The 21,496-nt window shown below is 73.8% G+C and carries 22 protein-coding genes; 11 read left to right on the top strand and 11 right to left on the bottom strand.

Annotated features, from left to right (window positions below; all coding sequences use genetic code 11):
- Window positions 1-67: 67 nt before the first annotated feature.
- Window positions 68-1,399 carry an aldehyde dehydrogenase family protein gene (locus tag O7635_RS23320; protein WP_278082586.1) on the bottom strand — a complete coding sequence of 444 codons (1,332 nt, stop codon included), beginning with the start codon at window positions 1,397-1,399 and terminating at the stop codon, window positions 68-70.
- Between the two features lie 23 nt (window positions 1,400-1,422).
- Here O7635_RS23320 and add point away from each other — a divergent pair, with 23 nt between their 5' ends.
- The 5 genes from add (at window position 1,423) to O7635_RS23295 (ending at window position 4,897) form a co-directional block, all read left to right on the top strand.
- Complete coding sequence (gene add, locus O7635_RS23315; RefSeq protein ID WP_278082585.1) at window positions 1,423-2,388, top strand: adenosine deaminase; 966 nt, start codon at window positions 1,423-1,425, stop codon at window positions 2,386-2,388.
- A complete protein-coding gene (locus O7635_RS23310; RefSeq protein WP_278082584.1) occupies window positions 2,385-2,606 on the top strand; it encodes a cold shock domain-containing protein in 222 nt (73 codons plus the stop codon). The genes add and O7635_RS23310 overlap by 4 nt, the downstream gene beginning before the upstream one ends.
- A 227-nt stretch (window positions 2,607-2,833) precedes the next feature.
- Window positions 2,834-3,181: a leucine zipper domain-containing protein gene (locus O7635_RS23305; RefSeq protein ID WP_278082583.1), complete on the top strand. Its 348-nt coding sequence runs from the start codon at window positions 2,834-2,836 to the stop codon at window positions 3,179-3,181.
- A 62-nt stretch (window positions 3,182-3,243) separates the two neighbouring features.
- Window positions 3,244-4,412, top strand: a protein-coding gene (locus O7635_RS23300; protein ID WP_278082582.1) for an IS3 family transposase whose coding sequence is annotated in 2 segments (ribosomal slippage) — window positions 3,244-3,493 and window positions 3,493-4,412 — 1,170 coding nt in all. Because the reading frame shifts where the segments join, the coding sequence is not laid out codon by codon here.
- Entirely contained in the window at window positions 4,409-4,897 is a 489-nt protein-coding gene (locus O7635_RS23295; protein ID WP_278082581.1) for an integrase core domain-containing protein, read from the top strand. The genes O7635_RS23300 and O7635_RS23295 overlap by 4 nt, the downstream gene beginning before the upstream one ends.
- Before the next feature lie 133 nt (window positions 4,898-5,030).
- Here the strand turns inward: O7635_RS23295 and O7635_RS23290 are convergent, their stop codons facing one another.
- From O7635_RS23290 to O7635_RS23280, 3 genes are all read right to left on the bottom strand, one after another.
- The gene (locus O7635_RS23290; RefSeq protein WP_278082580.1) at window positions 5,031-6,056 is read right to left on the bottom strand and encodes an aldo/keto reductase family protein; all 1,026 of its coding nucleotides are present in this window, start codon (window positions 6,054-6,056) and stop codon (window positions 5,031-5,033) included.
- A 4-nt stretch (window positions 6,057-6,060) separates the two neighbouring features.
- Window positions 6,061-7,653, bottom strand: a complete 1,593-nt coding sequence (locus tag O7635_RS23285) for an ABC-F family ATP-binding cassette domain-containing protein (RefSeq protein WP_278082579.1) — start codon at window positions 7,651-7,653, stop codon at window positions 6,061-6,063.
- Between the two features lie 95 nt (window positions 7,654-7,748).
- The gene (locus O7635_RS23280) at window positions 7,749-8,945 is read right to left on the bottom strand and encodes an amidase (protein WP_278082578.1); all 1,197 of its coding nucleotides are present in this window, start codon (window positions 8,943-8,945) and stop codon (window positions 7,749-7,751) included.
- A gap of 59 nt (window positions 8,946-9,004) precedes the next feature.
- Between O7635_RS23280 and O7635_RS23275 the strand changes: the two genes are divergently transcribed.
- Entirely contained in the window at window positions 9,005-9,283 is a 279-nt protein-coding gene (locus tag O7635_RS23275) for a hypothetical protein (protein ID WP_278082577.1), read from the top strand.
- 4 nt (window positions 9,284-9,287) lie between these two features.
- Here O7635_RS23275 and O7635_RS23270 read toward each other — a convergent pair whose 3' ends face one another.
- Entirely contained in the window at window positions 9,288-9,881 is a 594-nt protein-coding gene (locus O7635_RS23270; protein WP_278082576.1) for a bifunctional 4-hydroxy-2-oxoglutarate aldolase/2-dehydro-3-deoxy-phosphogluconate aldolase, read from the bottom strand.
- Window positions 9,882-9,925: 44 nt separating this feature from the next.
- Here O7635_RS23270 and O7635_RS23265 point away from each other — a divergent pair, with 44 nt between their 5' ends.
- On the top strand, window positions 9,926-10,897 hold the full coding sequence (locus tag O7635_RS23265; protein WP_278082575.1) for a sugar kinase: 972 nt from the start codon (window positions 9,926-9,928) through the stop codon (window positions 10,895-10,897).
- Window positions 10,898-10,911: 14 nt separating this feature from the next.
- On the opposite strand, the gene O7635_RS23260 is transcribed toward O7635_RS23265, so the two are convergent.
- On the bottom strand, window positions 10,912-11,901 hold the full coding sequence (locus tag O7635_RS23260; protein ID WP_278082574.1) for a DUF5937 family protein: 990 nt from the start codon (window positions 11,899-11,901) through the stop codon (window positions 10,912-10,914).
- 59 nt (window positions 11,902-11,960) lie between these two features.
- On the opposite strand from O7635_RS23260, the gene O7635_RS23255 reads away from it, so the two are divergent.
- The 3 genes from O7635_RS23255 to O7635_RS23245 are packed head-to-tail and all read left to right on the top strand — an operon-like array spanning window position 11,961 to window position 15,032.
- Window positions 11,961-13,301, top strand: a complete 1,341-nt coding sequence (locus O7635_RS23255; protein ID WP_278082573.1) for an MFS transporter — start codon at window positions 11,961-11,963, stop codon at window positions 13,299-13,301.
- The gene (locus tag O7635_RS23250; RefSeq protein WP_278082572.1) at window positions 13,219-14,100 is read left to right on the top strand and encodes an alpha/beta hydrolase; all 882 of its coding nucleotides are present in this window, start codon (window positions 13,219-13,221) and stop codon (window positions 14,098-14,100) included. The genes O7635_RS23255 and O7635_RS23250 overlap by 83 nt, the downstream gene beginning before the upstream one ends.
- Window positions 14,101-14,102: 2 nt before the next feature.
- Window positions 14,103-15,032, top strand: coding sequence for an RNA polymerase subunit sigma-70 (locus O7635_RS23245; protein ID WP_278085560.1), 930 nt, complete (start codon window positions 14,103-14,105; stop codon window positions 15,030-15,032).
- Here O7635_RS23245 and O7635_RS23240 read toward each other — a convergent pair.
- The 3 genes from O7635_RS23240 to O7635_RS23230 are packed head-to-tail and all read right to left on the bottom strand — an operon-like array spanning window position 14,996 to window position 17,199.
- Window positions 14,996-15,565 (bottom strand): DinB family protein, encoded by a 570-nt coding sequence (locus tag O7635_RS23240; protein ID WP_278082571.1) that lies wholly within the window; start codon window positions 15,563-15,565, stop codon window positions 14,996-14,998. The genes O7635_RS23245 and O7635_RS23240 overlap by 37 nt on opposite strands.
- Complete coding sequence (locus O7635_RS23235) at window positions 15,562-16,101, bottom strand: NUDIX domain-containing protein (protein WP_278082570.1); 540 nt, start codon at window positions 16,099-16,101, stop codon at window positions 15,562-15,564. The genes O7635_RS23240 and O7635_RS23235 overlap by 4 nt, the downstream gene beginning before the upstream one ends.
- A gap of 57 nt (window positions 16,102-16,158) precedes the next feature.
- On the bottom strand, window positions 16,159-17,199 hold the full coding sequence (locus O7635_RS23230; protein ID WP_278082569.1) for a LacI family DNA-binding transcriptional regulator: 1,041 nt from the start codon (window positions 17,197-17,199) through the stop codon (window positions 16,159-16,161).
- A 162-nt stretch (window positions 17,200-17,361) separates the two neighbouring features.
- On the opposite strand from O7635_RS23230, the gene O7635_RS23225 reads away from it, so the two are divergent.
- Entirely contained in the window at window positions 17,362-18,006 is a 645-nt protein-coding gene (locus tag O7635_RS23225) for a M15 family metallopeptidase (protein ID WP_278082568.1), read from the top strand.
- Between the two features lie 31 nt (window positions 18,007-18,037).
- Here the strand turns inward: O7635_RS23225 and O7635_RS23220 are convergent, their stop codons facing one another.
- Together O7635_RS23220 and pulA are read right to left on the bottom strand one after the other, a co-directional pair.
- Entirely contained in the window at window positions 18,038-18,418 is a 381-nt protein-coding gene (locus tag O7635_RS23220; RefSeq protein WP_278082567.1) for a nuclear transport factor 2 family protein, read from the bottom strand.
- A 67-nt stretch (window positions 18,419-18,485) separates the two neighbouring features.
- Complete coding sequence (pulA, locus tag O7635_RS23215) at window positions 18,486-21,479, bottom strand: pullulanase-type alpha-1,6-glucosidase (protein ID WP_278082566.1); 2,994 nt, start codon at window positions 21,477-21,479, stop codon at window positions 18,486-18,488.
- Window positions 21,480-21,496 lie beyond the last annotated feature (17 nt).

Raw genomic sequence — 21,496 nt, 5'->3', positions numbered from 1 at the left:
AATCACCCTAATTAATTGCTTGCCGGCAACCAGTTTCACCGCCCACCCGCTGGGTAAGGCCGTGCTCTCAGGGCGCGAGCCGCTCCGGCAGGTTCTGCAGCGCCACCGTGCGCAGGAACCGCTCGACGGACGCGGTGCCGACCGAGGTGAAGGCGCCCGAAGCCGCCGGCCAGGGCCCACCGTGCTGCATCGCGTCGACGACCGCGACACCGGTCGGCACGCCGTTGTAGATCACCCGACCGGCCCGGTCGACCAGCGCCGGCAGCAGGGCGCGGACCGCGTCGTCGTCGCCGTCGCCGGCCAGCACGGTCGCGGTCAGGCTGCCCTCCAACCGGGCGGCCAGCTCGCCGTAGCCGGCCACGGTCGACTGTGCGATCACGACGGTCGGGCCGAAGTGCTCCTCCAGCAGCTCGCCGTCGAGAGCGGCGCCGTCGACCCGGACGGCGAAGGGCGCGGCCCCGCCGTCGGGCGCGGTCGCCTCGCCGTCGGCGCCCGGGGCCCGGTCCCGCCAGGCCGCGTGCGCCGAGGCCATCGACGGCGTCAGCATCCGGTCGAACACCGGTGTCTCGGCGACCTCGGCGGCGAGCTTGTCGGCGAACGCGGTGCCCGCCTCGCCGGCCGGCACGACGACCAGCCCCGGCTTCGTGCAGAGCTGACCGGCCGAGCCGGTGACGGCAGCGGCCAGCGTCGCCGGCCAGCGCTCGTCGTCGAGCGCCGACGGAAAGACGAACACGGGGTTGAGGGCGCCCATCTCGGCGTACACCGGGATCGGGTCGGGTCGGGCGGCGGCCGCGTCCATCAGCGCCCGGCCGCCGGCCGCGGAGCCGGTGAAGCCGACCGCGCGGATCTCCGGGGCGCGCACGAGGGCCAGCGAGACGTCGGCGCCGCCGTGCACGACGGCGAACGTGCCGGCCGGACCGCCGAGCGCGGGCACGACCGCCTCCTCGATCAGCCGGGCGGTCTCGGGTTGCGCCGGGTGGGCCTTGGCCACCACCGGGCAGCCGGCGGCCAGCGCCGATGCGGTGTCGCCACCCAGCACCCCGAACGCGAGCGGGAAGTTCGAGGCGGCGAAGACGGCCACGGGACCGATCGGCACGCGTACCGCGACGATGTCGCCACCGCCCGGCGCCGCGCCGGCCGAGCGGACCACGGGCCGGTCCCGGCCGTCGGCCACGAAGTCGCCGAGCAGCCGCAGCTGACCGGTGGTGCGGGCCATCTCCCCCTCGAGCCGCTGGCGGGTCAGGCCCGTCTCCTCGACAGCGGCGTCGAGCACGCGATCGGCCGCGGCCGACAGCGCGTCGGCGGCGGCGTGCAGGGCGTCCCGGCGGCGGGCGCCGGACCAGGTGGCCAGCTCACGCGCGGCGACCCCGGCCGCGGCGGTGCTGCTCTCTAGCGACATGACTGCCTCCGTAGGCTCGCGGGGTGACGGTCGCGACGCTACCCAAGACCAACCTGCACCTGCATCTCACGGGCGCGATGCGACCGGCCACCCTGGCGGAGCTCGCGGCCCGCGACGGCCTGCCGCTGCCGCCGCCGTTCGTGGCCGACGCGGTGCACGAGTGGGCGGCCTTCCAGGAGCGCTACGACCTGGCGCGGGCGGCGATCCGCGGCCCGGCCGACATCGCGCGCGTCGTGGTCGAGGCGGCCGAGGACGACGCGGCCTGCGGCGCCGGCTGGATCGAGCTGCAGATCGACCCCACGTCGTACGCCGGTGTGGCGGGCGGCCTGGCCGGCGCGGTCGAGGCGGCGCTGTCCGGTGCGGCGGCCGCGCCGATCCCCGTCGGCGTGGTGGTCGCGGCCAGCTGGGCCGCCCCGCCCGACCACGCGCTGCGCCTGGCCCGCCTCGCCGCGTCGTACGCCGGGCGCGGTGTTGTCGGGTTTGGACTGTCCAATGACGAGCGTCTGGGCACGGTGGCGGACCTGGCGCCGGCGTGCCGGGCGGCGGCCGAGGCGGGCCTGCGGATCGTGCCGCACGGGGGCTTCTACACGCCGCCGGCGCACGTCGCCGACTGCGTGCGGCTGCTGGGCGCGCACCGGATCGGCCACGGCCTGGCAGCGATGCGCGACCCGGCGACCCGCGACCTGCTCGCGGCGCGCGGGGTGGCGCTGGAGGTCTGCCCGACGTCCTATCCCCCGCTGGGTGTCGCCACGATCGCCGACCTGCCGATCGGCGCGCTGCGCGCGGCCGGGGTGCCGGTCGCGCTGGGCACCGACGACCCGCTGCTGTTCGGGGGCGACCTGACGACCCAGTACACGCTGGTCACCGCCGACCCGGCGGAGCAGGCCGACCTGGCCCGCTGCGCGGTGACGGCCAGCGCCGCCCCGCCCGACGTCAAGGCCCGCCTGCTGGCCGGGATCGCGGGGTGGGCACCTACGATCGTCCCGTGAGCACGGGCACGACGACGGCGACCACCCGCGAGTGGCGCGAGGAAGAGGGCTGGGGCGTCCTCGACTCCCCCGACACCCCGGGCGGCTGCTGGGCCCACTTCAGCGCGATCGAGATGCCGGGCTACCGCGCCCTGACCGCCGGCCAACGGGTCCGCCTCGACTGGGAGTCCCCGGGCCAGGACGGCTACGCCTACCGCGCCGTCCGCGTCGTGCCCTAACGATCTTCTGCCCTCCGGGTCCGCTCGGGAGGCCCGGTGCGGCCCCCGGCACACCGCCGCGTCGCGAGCGACCCGCCGCCGCGCGGCCAACGCATGGAGATCTTGGTAAAAAGTTGCTCCTATAGCGACTCTTCAGTCCCATGACATCTGTCGCACTTGATGTCCCGGTAGATGTGTCACACCGGGTTGACTGCGGGATGGCGATACGGCGTCAAATGCTGAACGCGATGGACGCGGTCCTGGCCGCTGGCGTGAAGATCGACAATGTGGCGCGGTGGTGCCGTGAGAACGGCGTCACGACGCGGACGTTCTACCGACACAAGGCCCGCGTGGCCGCCGAAGGGGCGTGGCGAGAACGGTCCCGCCGCCCACACCACAGCCCGGGCATGGCCGGCCCGGACCTCGACGCGTGGATCCGCAAGTTACGTGCGATCGTGCTCTGCGACAACGGCGCCGCGTTCACCAACACCTGGTCCTGCGCCACCACCGCAGCGTCACAGTTCGCGTCCACGCTCAACGGCCGGGGCACCCGATTGATCCACTCAAGCCCCTACCACCCACAAACCTGCGGGTGAGCTTGACCCGCTTTTCCGGACACCTGATCTGAGGCGACACTGTCGCTGAGGGAGGAGTTCGGATGCCTGCACCACACCCGCCGGAGTTCCGTGAGCGTGCGGTCGAGTTGGCCCGGTTGAGGGAGCAGCCGATCGCGCAGGTTGCGAAAGGCTTGGGGATCAGCGAGTCGTGCCTGCGTAACTGGTTGGCCCAGGCTGACCGGGACGCCGGCAGGCGTGAGGGTCTGACCAGCGAGGAACGCAAGGAGCTGGCCGCGCTGCGTAAGGAGAAGCGGCGTCTGGAGGTGGAGAACGAGATCCTGCGCCGGGCCGCGGCCTATTTCGCGCGGGAGAACGTCCTCCCAAAATGATCTACCCGGTCGTCGTAGAGCTCACCGCCGACGGCATACCGGTGGCGGTGTGCTGCCGGGTGCTGGGCGTGTCGAGGGCCGGGTTCCACCACTGGCGCCGGCGTGGGCCCAGCCGGCGGGCGATGGCCGATGAGGCGCTCACCCGCACGATCCGCGAGATCCATCAGATGTCCCGCGGTAGCTACGGCGCGCCGCGGGTCCATGCCGAGCTGCGCCTGGCGGCCGGGGTCCGATGCGGCCGTAAACGGGTCGCTCGGCTGATGCGCGCCGACGGCCTCGAAGGGGTGCATCGGCGGCGGCGAAGGGGTTGCACCGTCAGGGATCCGGCCGCCACACCCTCAGCGGATCTGGTCAACCGCCGGTTCGTCGCCGACCGTCCAGACGCGCTGTGGGTCACCGACATCACCCAACACCGCACCGGGCAGGGCTGGGTCTACTGCGCGGTCGTCCTGGACGTGTTCGCCCGCCGGGTCGTGGGCTGGTCGATCGCCGACCACCTACGCACCGAACTGGTCGTCGACGCCCTGGACATGGCCCGCTGGCGCCGCCGGCCAGCGGTCGGGCAGACGATCGTGCACTCCGACCACGGCACCCAATACACCAGTTGGGCGTTCGGGCACCGGCTGCGCACGGCCGGGCTGCTCGGCTCGATGGGCTCGATCGGTGACTGCTACGACAACAGCCTGGTCGAATCGTTCTTCGGCTCGATGCAGCTCGAGCTCCTCGACCGCCAACCTTGGGGCAACCGTCAGGAGCTGGCCAACGCCATCTTCGAGTGGATCGAGGCCTGGTACAACCCACGCCGACGGCACTCGGCCCTTGGCAACCTGTCCCCGATCGACTACGAACGACACCACACCGATCTAGCCACCGCGGCGTGATCACCACACCGGAAGTGTCCGGGAAACCGGGTCAAGCTCACGGGAAGGTCGAGCGCCACCACCAAACCCTCAAGAAATGGCTCACCCACCACCGCATCCCGACCACCATCGCGCAGCTCCAACGCCTACTCGACGACTACCGCGACTACTACCACACCCGACGGGCCCACTCCGCCCTCGCCCGCCGCACCACCCCACACCACGCCTGGACCTCCGCGACCCGCCACGGCGGACCCGCCGCCCTGCCCATCCAGACCGACGCCACCGTCCACCGCTGCCGCGTCACCGACTACGGAAAAATCAACGCCGGCTCCCACCGCATCGGCGTCGGCATAGCCCGTCTCGGCCAAACCCTGACCGTCATCCGCCACAACGGCCACGCCACCATCTACGACCCCGACGGCCACCCCATCGGCACCGCCACCCTGACCCCCGGCAAAACCTACGTCCCCCTACAACCAACCCAACCAACATCAAAACCGTGACACATCAACCGGGACACACCCTTGACACATCTCCCGGGACATGACAGCTCCTATAGCGACATTTCTTTACCTAGATCTCACCGGGCACGAATCTGAGGGCGCCCACCTCGGTACCGGATCCGGCGCACATGATTCAGGCCGCGGCCTGCCATTCGGGTTTGACGGCGAACATGTCGGCGGTCTTGGTGGCGTCCATGTCGATCAGGTCGCCGAGGGTCCGGTCGATGGCGGCCAGCAGGTCCGGGGTGAGGCGGGCGCCCGCGGCGGCCGCGTTCTCCGTGACCTGTTCCGGGCGGGTGGCGCCGATGATGGCGCCGCTGACGCCGTCGGTGGCCAGTGTCCAGGCGATCGCGAGCTGGGCCATCGTCAGGCCGGCCTCGTCGGCGAGCGGGCGCAGGGCCTGCACCCGCTCCAGAAGCGTCGCGCCGAGGACGCGGCCGATGAAGCGCGGCGCGCGGCCGGTGGCGGCCGCCCGTGAGCCGGCCGGTGGCGCCGCGCCGGGCGCGTACTTGCCGGTCAGGACGCCCTGGGCCAGCGGCTGGAAAACGATCTGGGCGATGCCCTCGCGCCGGCACAGCGGCAGCACCTCGGGCTCGATGACCCGCCACAGCATGTTGTATTGCGGCTGGTTGGCGACGATGCGGCGGGCCAGGCCGAGCTCGTCGGCCACGGCCAGCGCCTGCGCGATCTGCGGCGCCGTCCACTCCGAGACGCCGATGTAGCGGATCTTGCCCTGGCGGACCAGGTCGTCGAACGCGATCAAAGTCTCGTCCAGCGGCGTACGCGGATCGAAGCGGTGGGCCTGGTAGAGGTCGATGTGGTCGGTGCCGAGCCGGCGCAGCGACGCGTGGCACGACTCGAGCACGTGCTTGCGCGAGAGGCCGCGGTCGTTGGGGCCGTCGCCGGTCGGCAGGCAGACCTTCGTGGCGATCTCCACCGCGTCCCGCCGCGTGCCGCGCAGGGCGGCGCCGAGGAGCGACTCGGCCTCGCCCATCGCGTAGACGTCGGCGGTGTCGAACGTGGTGATCCCGGCATCGAGCGCCGCCCGCACGCACGCGGTGGCGGCCGCCCGGTCGACGGTCTCGCCGTGGGTCAGCCAGTTGCCGTAGACGATCTCGCTGACCCACAGGCCCGACCGGCCGAGCGCGCGATGCTCCATCGGATCAATCTAGCGAAAGCCGGCGGCCGGGCCAGCGCTCGCGCAGCCAGCGGTCGTGGCTGGCCACCACGACCGCGCCGGGGCCCGGGCCGAGCGCGTCCTCCAGCTCGTCGGCCAGGCGCGGCGACAGGTGGTTGGTCGGCTCGTCGAGCAGGAGCAGCTCCGGCGGGTCGGCGAGCAGCAGCGCCAGCGCGAGCCGGCGGCGTTGGCCGACCGACAGCTCACCGACCGGGCGGGCCGCGTCGCGCGGGCCGACGAGGCCGAGCGCGCGCAGCGGCACCGCCTCGGCCTTATCCGGACCGAGGACGTCCTGATAGGTCTCCAGCGCCGTGCGGTCCGGCCGGTCGAACACCGTGTCCTGGGTGAGCAGTCCGACCCGCAGGCCGCGCCGCCGGTGCAGCTCGCCCTGTGCGGTCAGCGCCCCGGCGAGCACGGCGAGCAAGGTGGACTTGCCGGTGCCGTTGGCCCCGGTGACCAGCAACCGGTCGGTGGCGGACACGTCGAGCCGGTCGAGCCGCAGGCGGCCGGGCACCACGAGGTCGCGGGCCGAGACCAGCAACCCATCGGCACCCGCGCTGGCCAGCGCCGGCGCGCGGAACCGCAGGGGCTCCGGTGGCTTGCGCACCTGCGACCGTTCCAGGTCCTCGAGCCGGCCCCGGGCGTTGCGCACCCGCCGCGAGATCTGCTGTTCGACCCGGCCGGTCGTACGCCCGAAGCCCATCTTCTCGCTGTCCCGCGCCGGGCGGCCGTGCGCGACCTGGTGCGCGGTCACCGCCACCGCCTGGCGCAGCTCGGCCAGCTCCGCCTGCTCGTCGGCGAACCGGCGCTCCCACCGGTCGCGCTCGGCCCGCTTCTCCGCCAGGTAGGCCGTGTAGTTGCCGCCGAACCGGGTCGGTCCGTCGACGGCCGGGTCGAGGTCGACCAGATCGGTGCAGACCGCGTCGAGGAACGCCCGGTCGTGACTGGCCAGCACCACCACGCCCGGCAGGCCGGTCAGCTGCTCCTCGAGGAACGCGGCCGCCGCGTCGTCGAGGTGGTTGGTCGGCTCGTCCAGCAGCAGCGCCGTGGGGCGGCGGATCAGCATCGCGGCGAGCGCGAGCCGGCCGCGCTGCCCGCCGGAGATGGCGCCGAGCGTGCGGTCCAGCGGCAGGTCGCCCAGGCCGAGGCCGGCCAGCACGATGCCGGCCCGCCGGTCGGCGTCCCAGGCGTCGGTCTCCTGGGCGTGGTCGAGCAGCTCGCCGTAGGCCTCCAGCGGGCCGATCGGGTCGTCGACCAGCGCGGCGCTGAGCCGATCCAGCTCCGCCAGCAGCGTGCGGGACTCGCGGAGGGCGTCGTCGACCACGTCGGCGATCGTCGCGGCCGGGTCGAACGGCATCTCCTGGTGCAGGTAGCCAAGGTCGGGCGGCCGGGTCACGGTGCCGCCGTCCGGTTCGTCGACGCCGGCGAGCAGCCGCAGCAGCGTCGACTTGCCGGTGCCGTTCTCACCGATCAGGCCGATCCGGTCACCGGGAGCGGCGGTCAGCGAAACGCCGTCGAGCACGCGGCGACCGCCGTAGGTGCGGACGAGGTCATGGGCGAGCAGAGGAGACTTGGACATGGCGGCACCACCGGGAGAAATGGGAGCTTTCGCCCGCCGGGCAGAGGGCCTCGGTCGCGGGCGCGGGTGGTGTCAGCGGCTCACATCGCCGACCACTATAGCGGGTCCGCGACCACCGGTGCGATCGTGGCGGCCCAGGCGAGCAGCGCCTCGTCGGCGCCGCGAGCGCCGGCCAGCTGGAGGCCGAGCGGCAGACCACCGGCCTGACCTGCGGGAACGCTCAGCGCGGGGGCGCCGACGACGCTGAACGGCACCGACATGGCGGCGTCGCCGGTGTGGTCGAGGCCGCGGGGCGCCGGTCCGGGCGCAGCCGGGGTGACCCAGACGTCGGTGCCGGTCGCGTCGAACCGCGCGACGAAGTCCCGCCGCCAGCGTCGGGCGGCGGCGTAGTCGTCCGCGCTGAGGGCGAGACCCTCGCGGACGGCGGCCGCGGTCTGGGGGCGGTAGCGGTCGCCGTAGGCCCCGAACCACTCGGCGTGGGTGCGGGCCAGCTCGAACCGGTTGATCACCCACATCGCTCGCGCGTCCACATCGGACAACCATTGAGTGGTACGCACGTCGAAGCCGGCCACCCGCAGGGCGTCGATCGTCCGGTCGTACGCGGCCCGCGCCACCGGCTCGGCGCGCTCCAGGTAGGCCGGCGCCGGGACGCCCAGCACCGGCGCGCGCGGCGGCGCCGGTGTCCACGATGGACAGGCGATGGCCGCCACGGTGGCCGCGCTCGCGACGTCGGCGGTGAACCAGCCGACCGTGTCCAGCGACGGCGAGTGCGGGACCATCCCGTCCGCCGGCACCCGCCCGTGCGTCGGCCGGAAGCCCACCACGCCGCAGAACGCGGCCGGCCGCACCACCGAGCCCAGCGTCTGCGACCCGAGCGCCACCGGCACCATCCCCGCCGCGACCGCCGCGGCGGAGCCGCTGCTGGATCCGCCGGGCGTGTGCGCGAGGTCGTGCGGGTTGCGGGTCGGTCCGGGCGCCGCGCTGGCGAACTCGGCCGTCACGGTCTTGCCCACCACCACATAGCCGGCGGTCCTGAGCCGGGTCACCAGGGATGCCTCCGGGCCCTCGAACACCTCGGGCGGGAGCGCGGAACCGGCCCGGGTCGGCAGCCCGTCGACGCGGAAGATGTCCTTCACACCGAGCGGCATTCCCTCGGTGACGCGGGCGCGGCGTCCCGGGTCGGGCAGGAACGCGTGCACCTCCGGGTCGACGGCGTCGATGCGGTCGAGCCAGGCGGCCAGCGGAACCGGGTCGCCCAACGACCGCGGCCGGACCAGGTCGCTGCGTGCCATCGGGCACCAAACTACGCGAGCGGGCGGATGGCGGGCCGATCCGGGGGTACGTTCGGGACATGGCCGACGACACCGAGCTGGGCCCGAGCCAGGCCGACGGTTTGCGCGAGTTCTGGGCGGGGTTGGGCACGTTCCAGCGCGCCGGCGTGGTCACGCTCGCCGCGTTCGAGGTGGTCTGCACGACCGCCGCCGCGCTCGACCTCATGCGCCGGCCGCAGCACCTCGTCCGGGGCCCCAAGGCCCTGTGGTGGCCGGCGCTGTTCGTGCAGCCGGTCGGCGCGGTCGCCTACCTCACCTGGGGCCGCCGCCTGCGCACCGGCGAGGACGTGCTGCCTTAACGCCTTAACGCAAGGCCGCGAGCAGTTCGTCGAGCCCGCCCGCGCGGGTCACCGCGCCGCCGACACCGACCGCCTTCGCGCCCGCGGCCAGGAAGTCGCGGGCGTTGTGCGCGCCGATCCCACCGGTGGCCACGAACCGCACGTCGGGGAACGGCCCGCGCAGCTCGCGCAACCAGCCCGGCCCGAGCGACGCGGCCGGGAACGCCTTGAGCCACCCGCAGCCCGCCTTGACCGCGTGGTGCACCTCGGACGGCGTCGCCACCCCCGGCAGGTGTGGCAGGCCCGCGGCCGCGCTGGCCGCGACGACGTCGAGGTCGAGCCCCGGCGCCACCGTGAACGCCGCGCCGGCGTCGGCCGCCACCCGCACCTGCTCGACCGTCACCACGGTGCCGGCGCCGACCACCGCGCCGCGGTTGGCGGCCGCGGCCGCCACGGCGCGCAGGCAGGCGACCGCCTCGGGCGTCTGGATCGGGACCTCGACGGCGCCGAGGCCGCTGTCCCAGACGGTCTCGGCGAGCGCCACCGCCCGCTCGACCGGCACGTCGCGCAGGATGGCCAGCAGTGGCCTGCCGTGGAGCAGCGTCGGGAAGTCCGTCATCTCAACCGTGGTCTCGCGGTGCGGGAGATGGCAAAGTAACCCGCATGCCCGACCCGGTCAATGCCGCCCCCGCCGTCGACATCCTGGGTCTGGGCGAGCCGATGGTGCTCTTCCAGCCGTCCGACGGCGCGCCGCTCGACAGCTGCACGACGGCGTCCGTGCACGTGGCCGGGGCCGAGCTCAACCTGCTGGCCGCGGCGGCCCGGGCCGGGGCGCGGGCGGCGTACTGCAGCAGGGTCGGCGCCGATCCCTTCGGTCGCCGGGTCGTCGCCGCCGCGGCCGAGCTCGGGGTCGCGACCGAGCTGGTGGCCGTCGACGAGCGCTTCCCGACCGGCGTCTACTTCAAGGACGTGCGCCCCGACGGCGCGCGCCGGGTGCACTACTACCGCGCCGGCTCGGCGGCGTCCACGATGGACGAGGCCGACGCCGACCGCGCGCTGGCCGTCGCGCCCCGGCTGGTGGCCGTGTCGGGCCTGACCGCGGCGCTCGGCGAGGGTCCGGAGCGCGCGGTGGTGCGGCTGGCCCGGGAGGCGCACGCGCGCGGCATCGCGGTCGCGCTCGACCCGAACCTCCGGCCGGGCCTGCGGCCGGTGGGCGAGACCCTGGTCGGCCTGCTGCCGCACACCGACTTCCTGGTGCTGGGGCAGGACGAGGCGCCGGTGCTGTTCGGCACGGAGGATCCGGCCGAGGTGTTCGCCCAGGCCCGCGCGGCGGGCGTCGGCGAGGTGGTGCTCAAGGCCGGCGCCGACGGCTGCTACCACTCCACGGAGGACGGTCCGGCGCACCTGCCGACCGCGGCCGTGCGGGTCGTCGATCCGGTCGGCGCGGGCGACGCGTTCGCCGGCGCCTACCTCGCCGCCCGGCTGGCCGGCGTCGGCACCCGCGGCGCGGCCTGGCTCGGCAGCCAGTTCGCGGCCGGCGTGGTGGCCGCGCCGGGCGACAGCGAGGGCCTCCCGACGCCCGAGCAGGCCCGAGAGCTGCTCAGCTCGGCCGAGCGCGCATCCTCTCCACGGTGACGGGGGCCGGCTGATCAACCGCCCGCGCCGGCGAGGAGGTCGCCGAGGGGCGTGCGGTGGTAGAGCACCGAGCGGCCGGAGCGGGCGGCGTCCAGCAGGCCGGCGCGGCGCAGGGCACGGAGGTGGTCGCCGGCCGAGCCGACCGGCAGGGCCAGCGCGCGGGCGAGCTGGGTGGTGCTGGCCGGCTCCCGCAACGCGACCAGGATCCGGGCCCGGGTCCGGCCGATCAGCTCCTCCAGGGCCGACGACGGCGGGGCGGCCGGCGCGCCCCACCACTCGCCGATGCCGCGGGCCGGGTAGATCACGCAGCGGTCCCACGGGTCGTCGAAGTGCGCCGCGATGCCGGGCCAGATGAACACCGACGGGACGAACGTCATGCCGCGGCCGCCGACCACCACCTCGCGGTCGGCGATCCGGCTCACCTCGATGCCGCCGTCGCGCCAGCGCAGCCGGGAGTGCAGCCCGTCGACGGCGGCCGCCCAGCCATGCCGGGCCAGCAGGCCCGACCGGTAGACGATGTCGCGCTCACAGATCGCCCGCAGCTGCAGCCAGTCGGCGGCGAGCAGGGCGTCCCAGGCCCGCCGCAGGCCGTCGGCGAGCAGGTCGGTCACGTCCGGCGAGGCCAGGATCGCGCGGGCGTCGGGATCGGCGGCCGGCCGGGCGGCCAGGCTGACGGCGATCTCGGCGCGGGCCACGGCGAGCGGGGCCGCGCGTACCGCCGCGATGTCGTCGTCGATGGTCTGGAGCATCCCCTTGGTCGGCGGTGGGGCCACGAAGTCGGCGCCGCCCTGCGGGTGGTGCAGGGCGAGCAGGGCGCGCATCGCGGGGTCGGTGCGGCGGAGGTGCTCGAAGGCGGGACGCAGCCGGGCCGCCACCCCCGTGGGGAGCGGGCCGTGCCGGCCGGTGCCGTCGAAGAGCCGCAGCAGGTTCTCCACCTCGAAGCTCGGCGACAGCGCGAACCGGCTGTGCAGCAGGTCGGCCTGGTCGACGAGATAGCGGAGCACGGCCCCGACGTTACGGTGTGGGCCGTAACGTTGGCCAGCCTGGCAGCCGTCGCCGCAGGATGCCTGGTGTGAGCACCCAGACCGCCACCTACCGCGAGGTGTTCGCGGTGCCGGCCTTCCGCGTCCTGTTCGCCAGCCGGACGATCGCGATCGCCGCCGACGCGCTGCGCATCGTCGCGCTGTCCGTGCTGGTGTTCACCGCCACCGGGTCGGCCTGGCTGTCCGCGATCACGTTCGGGATCGGCTTCCTGCCGCAGGTGCTCGGCGGCGCCCTGTTCGGCTCGCTCTCCGACCGGCTCCGGCCGCGGCCGCTGATCGTGGCCGGTTACGGCGCCGAATGCCTGGCGGCGCTCGCGCTGGCGCTGGCGCCGCTGCCCACGTGGGCCCGGCTGGCGCTGGTGGCGGCCGTCGCGATCGGCACGCCCGTGTTCAACGGCGCCTCCAGCCGGCTGGTCGCCGACGTGCTGACCGGCGACGCGTACGTCCTGGGCCGTTCCCTGACCAGCATGGCCTCGGGCGGCGCGCAGCTGCTGGGCCTGGCGGTCGGCGGCGTCGCGGTCGCGGCGCTCGGCGCGCAGCACGCCCTGCTGGTGACCGCCGGAAGCCACCTGCTGGCCGCTCTGATCGTCCGGGTCGGGCTGGCCGACCTGCCGGCGGTGCCGACGGCCGGCGGCGGCGCGGTGCGGCAGAGCTGGTCGACCAACGCCACGCTGCTGGCCGACCCGTGGGTGCGGCGGCTGCTGTTGCTGCAGTGGCTGCCGTCGGCGTTCGTGGTGGGCGCGGAGGCGCTGATGGTGGCGTACGCGTCGACCCGGGGCTTCCCGGCCGGCGCGGTCGGGCTGCTGATGGCCGGCTCGCCGCTCGGCATGCTGGTCGGGCATCTCGTGATCGGCCGGCTGGTGTCCCCGGAGGCGCGGACCCGGCTGGTCGCGCCGCTGGTGCTGCTGCTCGGGCTGCCGCCGGTCGGCTTCGCGTTCGACCCGCCGCTCGCGGTGTGCGCGGCGCTGATGGTCGCCAGTGGCTGCGGGTTCGCGTACTCCCTCGGGTTGCAGCGGGCCTTCGTCGACGCCGTGCCGGAACGCGGGCGTGGACAGGCGTTCGGGCTGCTGTCCACGGGCCTGATGACGCTGCAGGGCGTCGGGCCGGCGGTGTTCGGCGCGGTCGCCGCGCTGAGCGCGCCGCGCTGGGCGGTGGCGCTCGCCGGCGTGACGACGGTCACCACCGCGCTGTTGGTGCCGGCGCACCGATTCCTTCTCGGCCCACGACCGGTCAACACCGGTATCGGGAACGTCGAGGGCGCCGAGAAGGAGGAGCACGATGGCCAGCACGCAGTCGCGCGCGGTGGAGCGCATGTACCGGACCTGGACCCAGGACCGGCGCGACCCGCCGCCCGAGCCTGAGCCGCGGGAGACCGACGACCACTGGGGCGACCTGACCGCCGAGCCGCGCGGGGTCGACTACACCGAGGTCGAGCACGGGCTCCGGCTGGCGCCCAAGGCGCTGTCCTTCGAGGGCACCGCGTTGCTCTGCCTGCACGGCGGCGGGTTCGTGAGCGGGTCGGTGTTCACCCACCGGAAGCTGTACGGGCATCTGGCCAAGGCCGTCGGCGTGCCGGCCCTGATCGCGCACCAGCGGCACACACCGGAACATCCGTACCCGGCGCAGCAGGAGGACGCGCTGGCCGCGTACGCCTGGTTGGTGGGGCAGGGTTTCGATCGGGTCGTGCTGGTCGGTGACTCGGCGGGCGGTGGGCTGGCGGTGACCACGACTCTCGCCGCCCCACCGGCCCTGCCGGCACCCGTCGCGCTGCTGCTGATCTCGCCGTGGGTGGACATGGCGGTCAGCGGGGAGAGCTTCGCCACCAACGCGGCGCGCGACGGGTTCTTCTACCGGGAGGTGGTGGAAGGGCTGGCGGCGATGTATCTCGCCGGGCGGGACCCGCGTGATCCGGCAATCAACCCGTTGTACGCGGACCTGGCCGGGCTGCCGCCGATGTACATCCAGGTCGGTGCCGACGAGACGTTGCTCGACGAGAGCCGGATGCTGGAGAAGCAGGCCCGGGACTTCGGTGTGGAGGTGCGGCGCGACGTGTTCCCGGAGCAGCAGCACACCTTCCAGATGGCGGCCGGGCGCGCGCCGGAGGCGGATGACGCGATCGCGCGCTTCGCGTCGTGGGTACGGCCCAGACTGGAGCGGTGAGGATGGACGCGTCGGAGTTCGCCGCGGCGGCCGAGCCGCACCGCCGGGAGCTGGTCGCGCACTGCTACCGGATGCTCGGCTCGGCCGAGGAGGCGCAGGACGTGGCGCAGGAGACGTTCCTGCGGGCGTGGCGGGGCTTCGCGGCCTACGAGGGGCGGGCGTCGGTGCGGGTCTGGCTCTACCGGATCGCCACCAACGCCTGCCTGAACGCGCTCGCGCAGCGGTCCCGGCGGCCGCTGCCGTCCGGCCTCGGCGCGCCGGCCGCTTCCATCGACGCGCCGGCCGAGGTCGATCTCTCCGTGCCGTGGCTGCAGCCCTTGCCCGACGATCCGGCCGATGTGGTGACGCGGCGCGAGAGCCTGCGGCTGGCGTTGGTGGCCAGCCTGCAGTTGCTGCCGCCGCGCCAGCGGGCCGTGCTGTTGATGCGGGAGGTGCTGGAGTTTCCCGCCGCCGAGGTGGCGTCCATGTTGGACATGTCTGTGGCGGCGGTGAAGAGTGCGTTGCAGCGGGCCCGTTCCCGGTTGGCGGCGGCGCGTGGGGAGCCGCTGTCCGATCCCTCCTCGCCGGAGGCCCGGGCACAGTTGGCTGCCTACATGTCGGCGTTCGTCAACGGTGATCTGCGGGCGCTGGAGGCGGCGCTGCGCAAGGACGCGACGCTGGAGGTCGTGCCGTCGCGGACCTGGTTCGCGGGCAAGGCGACGTGTGTGCCCTACCTGGCGTCGGTGCTGGGCTCGCCCGGCGAGTGGGCGATGTTCCCGGTCACCGCCAACGACCAGCCGGCGGTGGTGGTCTATCGCGATGGAGCGGCGTTCGGGGTGGTGCTGCTGTCGCCGACGCCGACCGGGCTCGCCGGGATTGTGCTGTTCACGGGCGCGGACCAGGTGGCGCGGTGCGGCTATCCGGCGGTGTCGCCGGCGAAACCGGCGCGGTAGAGGTCGCGGAGGACGCCGATCTCGCCGCCGTGGTGCATGGTCTCGCGGTTGACGTGGACGATCAGCGCGGCCATGGGCTCGTCGGCGAAGTAGACGCCGCGTTTCCCGAGCGGGCGGGCGAGGTCGTCGGCGTCGAGGCCGGTGACGGCGCGGTGCCAGCGGCCGTAGGCGTCGTCGAGGAAGCGCGTCGCGGCGGCGGCCGTCACCGGCAGGTCGGCCGGGACGTGCCGCGGGTCGAACATGTCGGCGTCGTCGTCGTTCTCCTCGAAGAACGTGCTGACCCGGGTGTGGAAGTCGACCGCGATGTGGGTGAGCCGCCAGGCGATCGTGGTGACCGGCGGCGGTTGCCGCTCCGCGGGCCACGGCCCGTCGGCGCGGCGCCGGCCGTCGGCGTGGCGGCGGACCGTCCAGCAGCCGGCGACGGGCTCCCACAGGTATTCGTCGTCGGTGAGGCCGTCGAGCCTGGGCCGCAGGCGGTTGTCCCAGTAGAACTCGAGCTGCCCGATCAGCAGGCGTCCATAGTCGACGGTCATGCCCAGGCCCGCACCTTGTGGCGGAAGTCGAGGTCGACCTCGTCGGGTGGCAGCCAGGCGATGCCGTGCACCTCGTCGGCCTGGACCCGCGTCTCCGGATCGGCTCGCGTGGTGAAACGGTAGCGGACGTCGAAGTGGTGGTGCGCGGCCTCGCCCTTGGCGGGGTTGGCGGCGATGGCGTGGACGCCGATGTCGCAGGGCACGTAGTCGGCCAGGGTGAGCAGGGCCGGGTCGATGCCCGTCTCCTCCTCGACCTCACGCCGGGCGGCGTCGAGCAGCGTCGGGTCGCCGGGCTCGAGGTGGCCGCCGGGCTGGAGCCATCGGTTGAACACGTTGTGCCGCACGTGGAGCATCCGGCCGGCGGGGTCGAGCACCACCGCGGAGGCGGTCACGTGGCCGGGCGTGAACGTCTTTCGTGAGGTGAGGTCGGCCTCGGCGGCCAGCGCGGTCGTGAGCGGTCGCAGGCGGTCGCTCTCCTGCGGATGCCGGGCGAGGTAGGCCTGGACGACCTCGGCGACGTGGGCTCGTGAGATCACCCGGGCATCTTACGAGCGAGGTACGACAAAACGGTGCGAGGCGAGCGGCCGGCTCGGCTATCGGCGTCGGATCGCCGTGGAGGCGCGGGGCACGAGGTCGGGTGCGAAGCGCAGGTGGCGCGGGGTGATCGGCGCGCCGGTTTCGCGGGCCTCGATCTCCGCGAGCAGCAGCCGGGCCGCGTGCCGGCCCAGGTCCGCGCGGGGCGCCCGCACCGAGGTCAGCGGGACCGCCGCGGCGGCGGCGAACTCCATGTCGTCGAAGCCGACGATGGCCACCTCGTCGGGCACGCGTACGCCATGGGCCAGCAGGCCCTGCAGCAGGCCGATGGCGACCAGGTCGTTGGCGGCGAAGACGCCGGTCGGTCGGCTGGCCGGGTGCATGGCGAGGAGCTGGTCGGCGGCGCCGCGGCCCGAGCGGAGCGTCAGGTCGGGGGTCGGGATGGTCGAGAAGGTGGTCGCGGCGTCGTCGACCCGGCGGATCGCGTCGTAGGCGCCGTCGCGGCGGTCCTCGATCTGGGCGAGCGTGGCGGGGCCGCCGACCACGGCGATCCGGCGGTGGCCGCGGGCGAGGAGGTGCTCGGCGGCGATCCGGCCGCCGGCGACGTCGTCGACCGCGACGTTGGAGTGGGTGCGGGCCAGGTGCCGATCGAGAAAAACCACCGGAATCCCGAGCCGGTCGAACGCCGCCGCGGCCGGCGGTTCGAGGTTGGTGGGGTTCCACAGCAGGCCGCGTACGCGCTGCTGTTGGAACATCTCCAGATAGCGCTGCTCGCGGCCGAGCAGGCCGCCGCTGCCGGCCAGCATGACGGCCAGGCCGGCCGCGTTGACCTCGTCCTCGACGCCGCGCACGACGTCGGTCAGGTAGGGGTTGGCCACGTCGAGCACCAGCATTGCCACGGTGCGGCTGGATCCGCTGCGCAGCTGGCGGGCCGACTCGCTGCGGACGAACCCGAGCCGGCTGATCACCGCGCTGACCCGGCGCCGGGTCGGCAGGGCGACCAGATGCGGCCGGTTGAGCACATTGGACACGGTGCCGACGGAGACGCCGGCGGCCGCCGCCACGTCCTTGATCCGCACACCGCCATTGAGGTCCGTCATAGCTGTGACCAGGGTGCCACAGCCGGCGATCAATGTGACAGCGACGTACGGCTGTGGCGGTCGTCACGCACGGCCATTACCGGCTCGTGACAATGTGCGGATGGGTCGGGGACATGGTCCTGCGAGCTTTGCGGTAGTCCCCCCGCACCGACTGGAGCCCAGATGATCCTGATTTCCGATCCGCGGGTCGCCGCCGTGCCCGTGGGCGACAACGGTGAGCCGCTGGTCGACCTGCGCGCCGTCCCGGGCCTCCGGGTCGACGACCGGCTGGCCGATCCATCCGGCGCGTACGCCCGCCTGCGCGCCGGCGCCGTCGACCGGCTGCTGGCGGCGCAACGGGCGCTCCCGCGCGGGTTGCGGCTGCTGGTCGTGGAGGCGTACCGGCCGCTGCGGCTCCAACGCGCGTACTTCTCGGATTACCAGGACCAGCTGCGGGCCCGCTTCCCCGACTGGGACGAGGAGCGGCTGCACGTCGAGGCCAGCAAGTTCGTGTCGCCGCCGTCGGTCGCCCCGCACAGCTCCGGCGGCACGGTCGACCTGACGCTGGCCGGCCCGGACGGGCGGGAGCTCGACATGGGCACCGCGGTCAACGACAGCCCGGTGGCGAGCGGCAACGCCTGCTTCACCGCGGCCGTGCACATCTCGCCGCCCGCCCGCCGGAACCGCTACGTCCTGGGCGCCGCGCTGCGATCGGCCGGCTTCGTGAACTACCCGACGGAGTGGTGGCACTGGTCCTACGGCGACCGGTACTGGGCCCTCGGCACGGGCGCGGCCGAGACCCGCTACGGGCCGGTCGAGTTCGGGTGAGCGTCTCTCATCTCCGAACGGTGAAGGGCGGCTAGGGCTTCGGTTCACCCGCGAAGGCCGGCCAGTCCTGGTCGTTGGCGTACTGGTACTCGCGCCAGCGATGGATCCGCCCGTCGCGGACGGAGACGAAGGTGATGCCGTGGTACTGGCGGCGGCCGCGGAACGTGTACTCGGCGAAGCCGGACTGCGTGGCCTCGTTGAACGCCAGATTGTGCAAGGTCATCCACATCGGCGGCGGCGCGTCGCCGCCGGAGAGCTCATAGATGGCGGCGCGGCCGACGTAGCGCTGCCGGTCGGGCGGCTCGATGTAGATGATGTCGTCGGTGAAACAGTCGGCGGCCTCGGTCGATCGTCCGGCGGTCCATGCGTCGGCCAGCTTGGCCAGGAGGGCGAAGAACTCGTCTTCCGTCACGCGAGGGAGGCTACGCCCGCCACCCGCCTCGCCGCGCCCCGGCAGCTCAGCGAACCAGCACAATCGCCTAGGACACGAAGAGGGCGACCGTGCGGGCCGGCACCGTGAAGGTGCCGCCTCCCGTGTGGCGGGCGGTCTTGACCACCGGGTCCGAGCCGCCCGCCTGAACGGGATGCAGCGAATAGGTCCGGCCAGCCGCCCCCCGAACCGTCTGGGTCGTCGCCGACGGCGTCGCGTTGAAGACCACCACGATCCGCTCCCAGCGCCGATCAAGATCCTTGCCGACCGTGTCGTCGAGGGTCATCACGATGACGCCCGGCGTCTGGGCCGGGCCGCCCAGCGGGAACGCGACCCGCCGCTGCACCTCCTCCGCCGACGGCAGCGCGAACAACGGCGACGAACCGATCCGCAGGAAAGAGGCGGCGCCGGCCCTGGCCGCGGCCATGTCCGACGGGCCCGGCTCGAGCGCCGGGTCGGCCAGCAGCGGCCGCATGTAGGGCCACTTGGCCTCGTTGTCGCCGCGCGGGGGTAGGCCCGAGCCCCACGTCGAGGACGTCCCGGTCCAGTCGACGCGGTTGAACCAGTCGCCCGAGTCGAACGAGTTGCGGTCCAGGGACTTCGAGCGCAGGAGGTCGGTGCCGGCGTGCCAGAAGCCGACTCCCTGCGACAGCGTCGTGGTGGCCAGCGACAGCGTGTTCATCCTGACTCGGTCGGCCATCGGCAGTGACTGCGGCAGCTTGTATTGCAGGTTGTCGAACAACGTCTCGTTGTCATGGGCGTCCACATAGGTCACCGTCTCGGCCGGCGACGCCGCGTAGCCCGCCGGCTGGCCGTTGTAGTCGACCTCCGCGCCCGAGACGACGGCGCCGGTCCGCGACGGGAACCGGTAGGAGCGCAGGTTGCCGGCCAGGCCCACCTTGATCTGGTCCTGGTAAAGCAGCAACCGGGCGCGTTGCTCGTCAAGCGATCCGTTGACCGGGTCGCCGTTGGGGTCCGTCAACAGGCCCGAGCCGAAGCCCTGCAGGCGCGGGTTCTCGTCGAACGGGCCGCCGCCGCGGACCGCGTCGCGCAGGCGGTCCGAGAACGTCGCGATGCCCGTGCCGGCCATGTTGGCCTGGGTCGCCTGCACGAAACGCGCGTCGTCGGCCACCTCGCCGAAGTTCCAACCCTCGCCGTAGAGGAGCACGGACCGGCCGTCGACGCCGTCGCGCGACAGCGTCAGGCGGTCGAGGGCGCGCCGGACCGCCAGCATGTTGGCCTTGGAGTGGTGGCCCATCAGGTCGAAGCGGAAGCCGTCGACCTTGTAGTCGCGGGCCCAGGTGACGACCGAGTCGACCATCAGCTTTTCCATCATCCGGTGCTCGGTCGCCGTGTTGGCGCAGCAGGTCGACGTCTCCTGCTGCCCGGTGAGCGTGAGCCGGTGGTAGTAGCCCGGCACGATCCGGTCGAGCACCGACTTCGGCGACTGGCCCGAGGCGGTGGTGTGGTTGTAGACCACGTCCATCACGACCCGCAGCCCGGCGCCGTTGATCCCGGCCACCATCGACCGGAACTCACGGGTACGCGCCGCGCCGTCGGGCGAGACCGCGTAGGAACCCTCCGGCGTGGTGTAGTGCCACGGGTCGTAACCCCAGTTGAACCCGTCCGTCGGCCGCACCGGCTCCACACACGCCTGCTGCTCCTCGGACGCCGGCGGCAGCGCGGCCAGGTCGCACGCGGGCACCGACTGCGCGGCCCGCCGCTCCGGCACCGTCGCGAAGTCGAACACCGGCAGCAGGTGCAGGTGGGTGACCCCGGCCGAGGACAGCGACCGCAGGTGCCGCACGCCGGCGCTGGACCGGTCGGTGAAGGCCGCGTAGGTGCCCCGGTGCGCCGCCGGCACGCTGGTGTCATCGATCGAGAAGTCGCGCACGTGCAGCTCGTAGACGTGTGACGCCGTGAAGGCGGGCGCGGCCGGCTTGCGCAACCGGCTCCAGCCCGACGGCGCCAGCGCGGGATCCGCCAGCGAGGCCAGCACGGACCGGGTCGAGTCGGCCGTCAGCGCCACCGAGTACGGGTCGGTGACCGTGTTGGTCTCCACCCGCCCGGTGGTCGGCGCGTACACCCGCACCTCGTAGACGTAGGACAGCCCACGCCAGGACCGGGAGCCGACCGCCGTCCAGACCCCGTCGCGGTCGCGCCGCATGGGCACGACGCCGGCGCCGGAAACCACCAGCGAGACCGACTTCGCCGTCGGCGCCCACAACGCGAACGACGGCACCCCACCACGGGACCAGGCAACGCCCAGTGACCGCCGGGCGGCCCCACCATAGAGATCGTCGAGCACCCCCGGGATCTGCACCCCGGTCGCGTCGACCAGCGCGCCGGAAGCGTCGAAGGCGGCCACCGCGACCTGCCCCGTCAGCACGGAGGGCACCGGCACCGACGCCGGCACGGTGAAGCCCGAGAGCTCGGCCAGATGCGGGAAGTCGCGCACCACGAAGCCGGGCAACCCGCCGGCCGGGGCCAAGGGAACAGCGACACCACCGACCACCGCGCCGTCGGCCACGGACATGCCGCCCGACGGCGCGGTGTAGAGCGCGAACCGCACCGCGCTCGCGGGCGGCTGCCAGGCGATCAGCCCCCGCCGCACCCAGTGCGCCGCCGACTCGGCGCCCAACGCCCGCGGCGCGTCGTCGACGATCCGGTGGGTCGCGTGGTCGTAGGTGAAGGTCAGCACGCCGCCGGGCGCCGTCAGCGGGATGTTGGCCCCGCCCGGCGCGCCGCCGGCGCCGTAGTTCTCGTCCCACGACCCGTTGAGCGCGACCTTGTATTCCCACGCGCCCGCCGGCACCGTGAACGACGCCCGGAACAGCCCCGGCGACCCGGCCACCGGAGCGAGCCCGGTCTCGCCGCACGACGGCTGCCAGTCACCGGGGCAGCCGAGCTCCGACTGGAGCGAGCCCACCAGCGTGACCTGCGACGGCAGCGGCGTGTGGTCGGCGAACGCCGGCGCCGCGACGAGCGACAGCAGCAGACCGACCACACCGACAACGGCAACCCGCCGGCGAGCACGACGCATCGGACCCTCCCCAAGGC

This window comes from Asanoa sp. WMMD1127 (assembly GCF_029626225.1).
GTDB lineage: Bacteria > Actinomycetota > Actinomycetes > Mycobacteriales > Micromonosporaceae > Asanoa.
This window is presented reverse-complemented; position numbering and strand designations above follow the sequence as displayed.

Coding starts and splice junctions, on each gene's coding strand:
- O7635_RS23320 (WP_278082586.1), bottom strand. CDS start 1,399: ATGTCGCTAGAGAGCAGCACCGCCGCGGCCGGGGTCGCCGCGCGTGAG.
- O7635_RS23305 (WP_278082583.1), top strand. CDS start 2,834: ATGGACGCGGTCCTGGCCGCTGGCGTGAAGATCGACAATGTGGCGCGG.
- O7635_RS23290 (WP_278082580.1), bottom strand. CDS start 6,056: ATGGAGCATCGCGCGCTCGGCCGGTCGGGCCTGTGGGTCAGCGAGATC.
- O7635_RS23285 (WP_278082579.1), bottom strand. CDS start 7,653: ATGTCCAAGTCTCCTCTGCTCGCCCATGACCTCGTCCGCACCTACGGC.
- O7635_RS23280 (WP_278082578.1), bottom strand. CDS start 8,945: ATGGCACGCAGCGACCTGGTCCGGCCGCGGTCGTTGGGCGACCCGGTT.
- O7635_RS23275 (WP_278082577.1), top strand. CDS start 9,005: ATGGCCGACGACACCGAGCTGGGCCCGAGCCAGGCCGACGGTTTGCGC.
- O7635_RS23270 (WP_278082576.1), bottom strand. CDS start 9,881: ATGACGGACTTCCCGACGCTGCTCCACGGCAGGCCACTGCTGGCCATC.
- O7635_RS23265 (WP_278082575.1), top strand. CDS start 9,926: ATGCCCGACCCGGTCAATGCCGCCCCCGCCGTCGACATCCTGGGTCTG.
- O7635_RS23255 (WP_278082573.1), top strand. CDS start 11,961: ATGCCTGGTGTGAGCACCCAGACCGCCACCTACCGCGAGGTGTTCGCG.
- O7635_RS23250 (WP_278082572.1), top strand. CDS start 13,219: ATGGCCAGCACGCAGTCGCGCGCGGTGGAGCGCATGTACCGGACCTGG.
- O7635_RS23245 (WP_278085560.1), top strand. CDS start 14,103: ATGGACGCGTCGGAGTTCGCCGCGGCGGCCGAGCCGCACCGCCGGGAG.
- O7635_RS23240 (WP_278082571.1), bottom strand. CDS start 15,565: ATGACCGTCGACTATGGACGCCTGCTGATCGGGCAGCTCGAGTTCTAC.
- O7635_RS23230 (WP_278082569.1), bottom strand. CDS start 17,199: ATGACGGACCTCAATGGCGGTGTGCGGATCAAGGACGTGGCGGCGGCC.
- O7635_RS23225 (WP_278082568.1), top strand. CDS start 17,362: ATGATCCTGATTTCCGATCCGCGGGTCGCCGCCGTGCCCGTGGGCGAC.
- pulA (WP_278082566.1), bottom strand. CDS start 21,479: ATGCGTCGTGCTCGCCGGCGGGTTGCCGTTGTCGGTGTGGTCGGTCTG.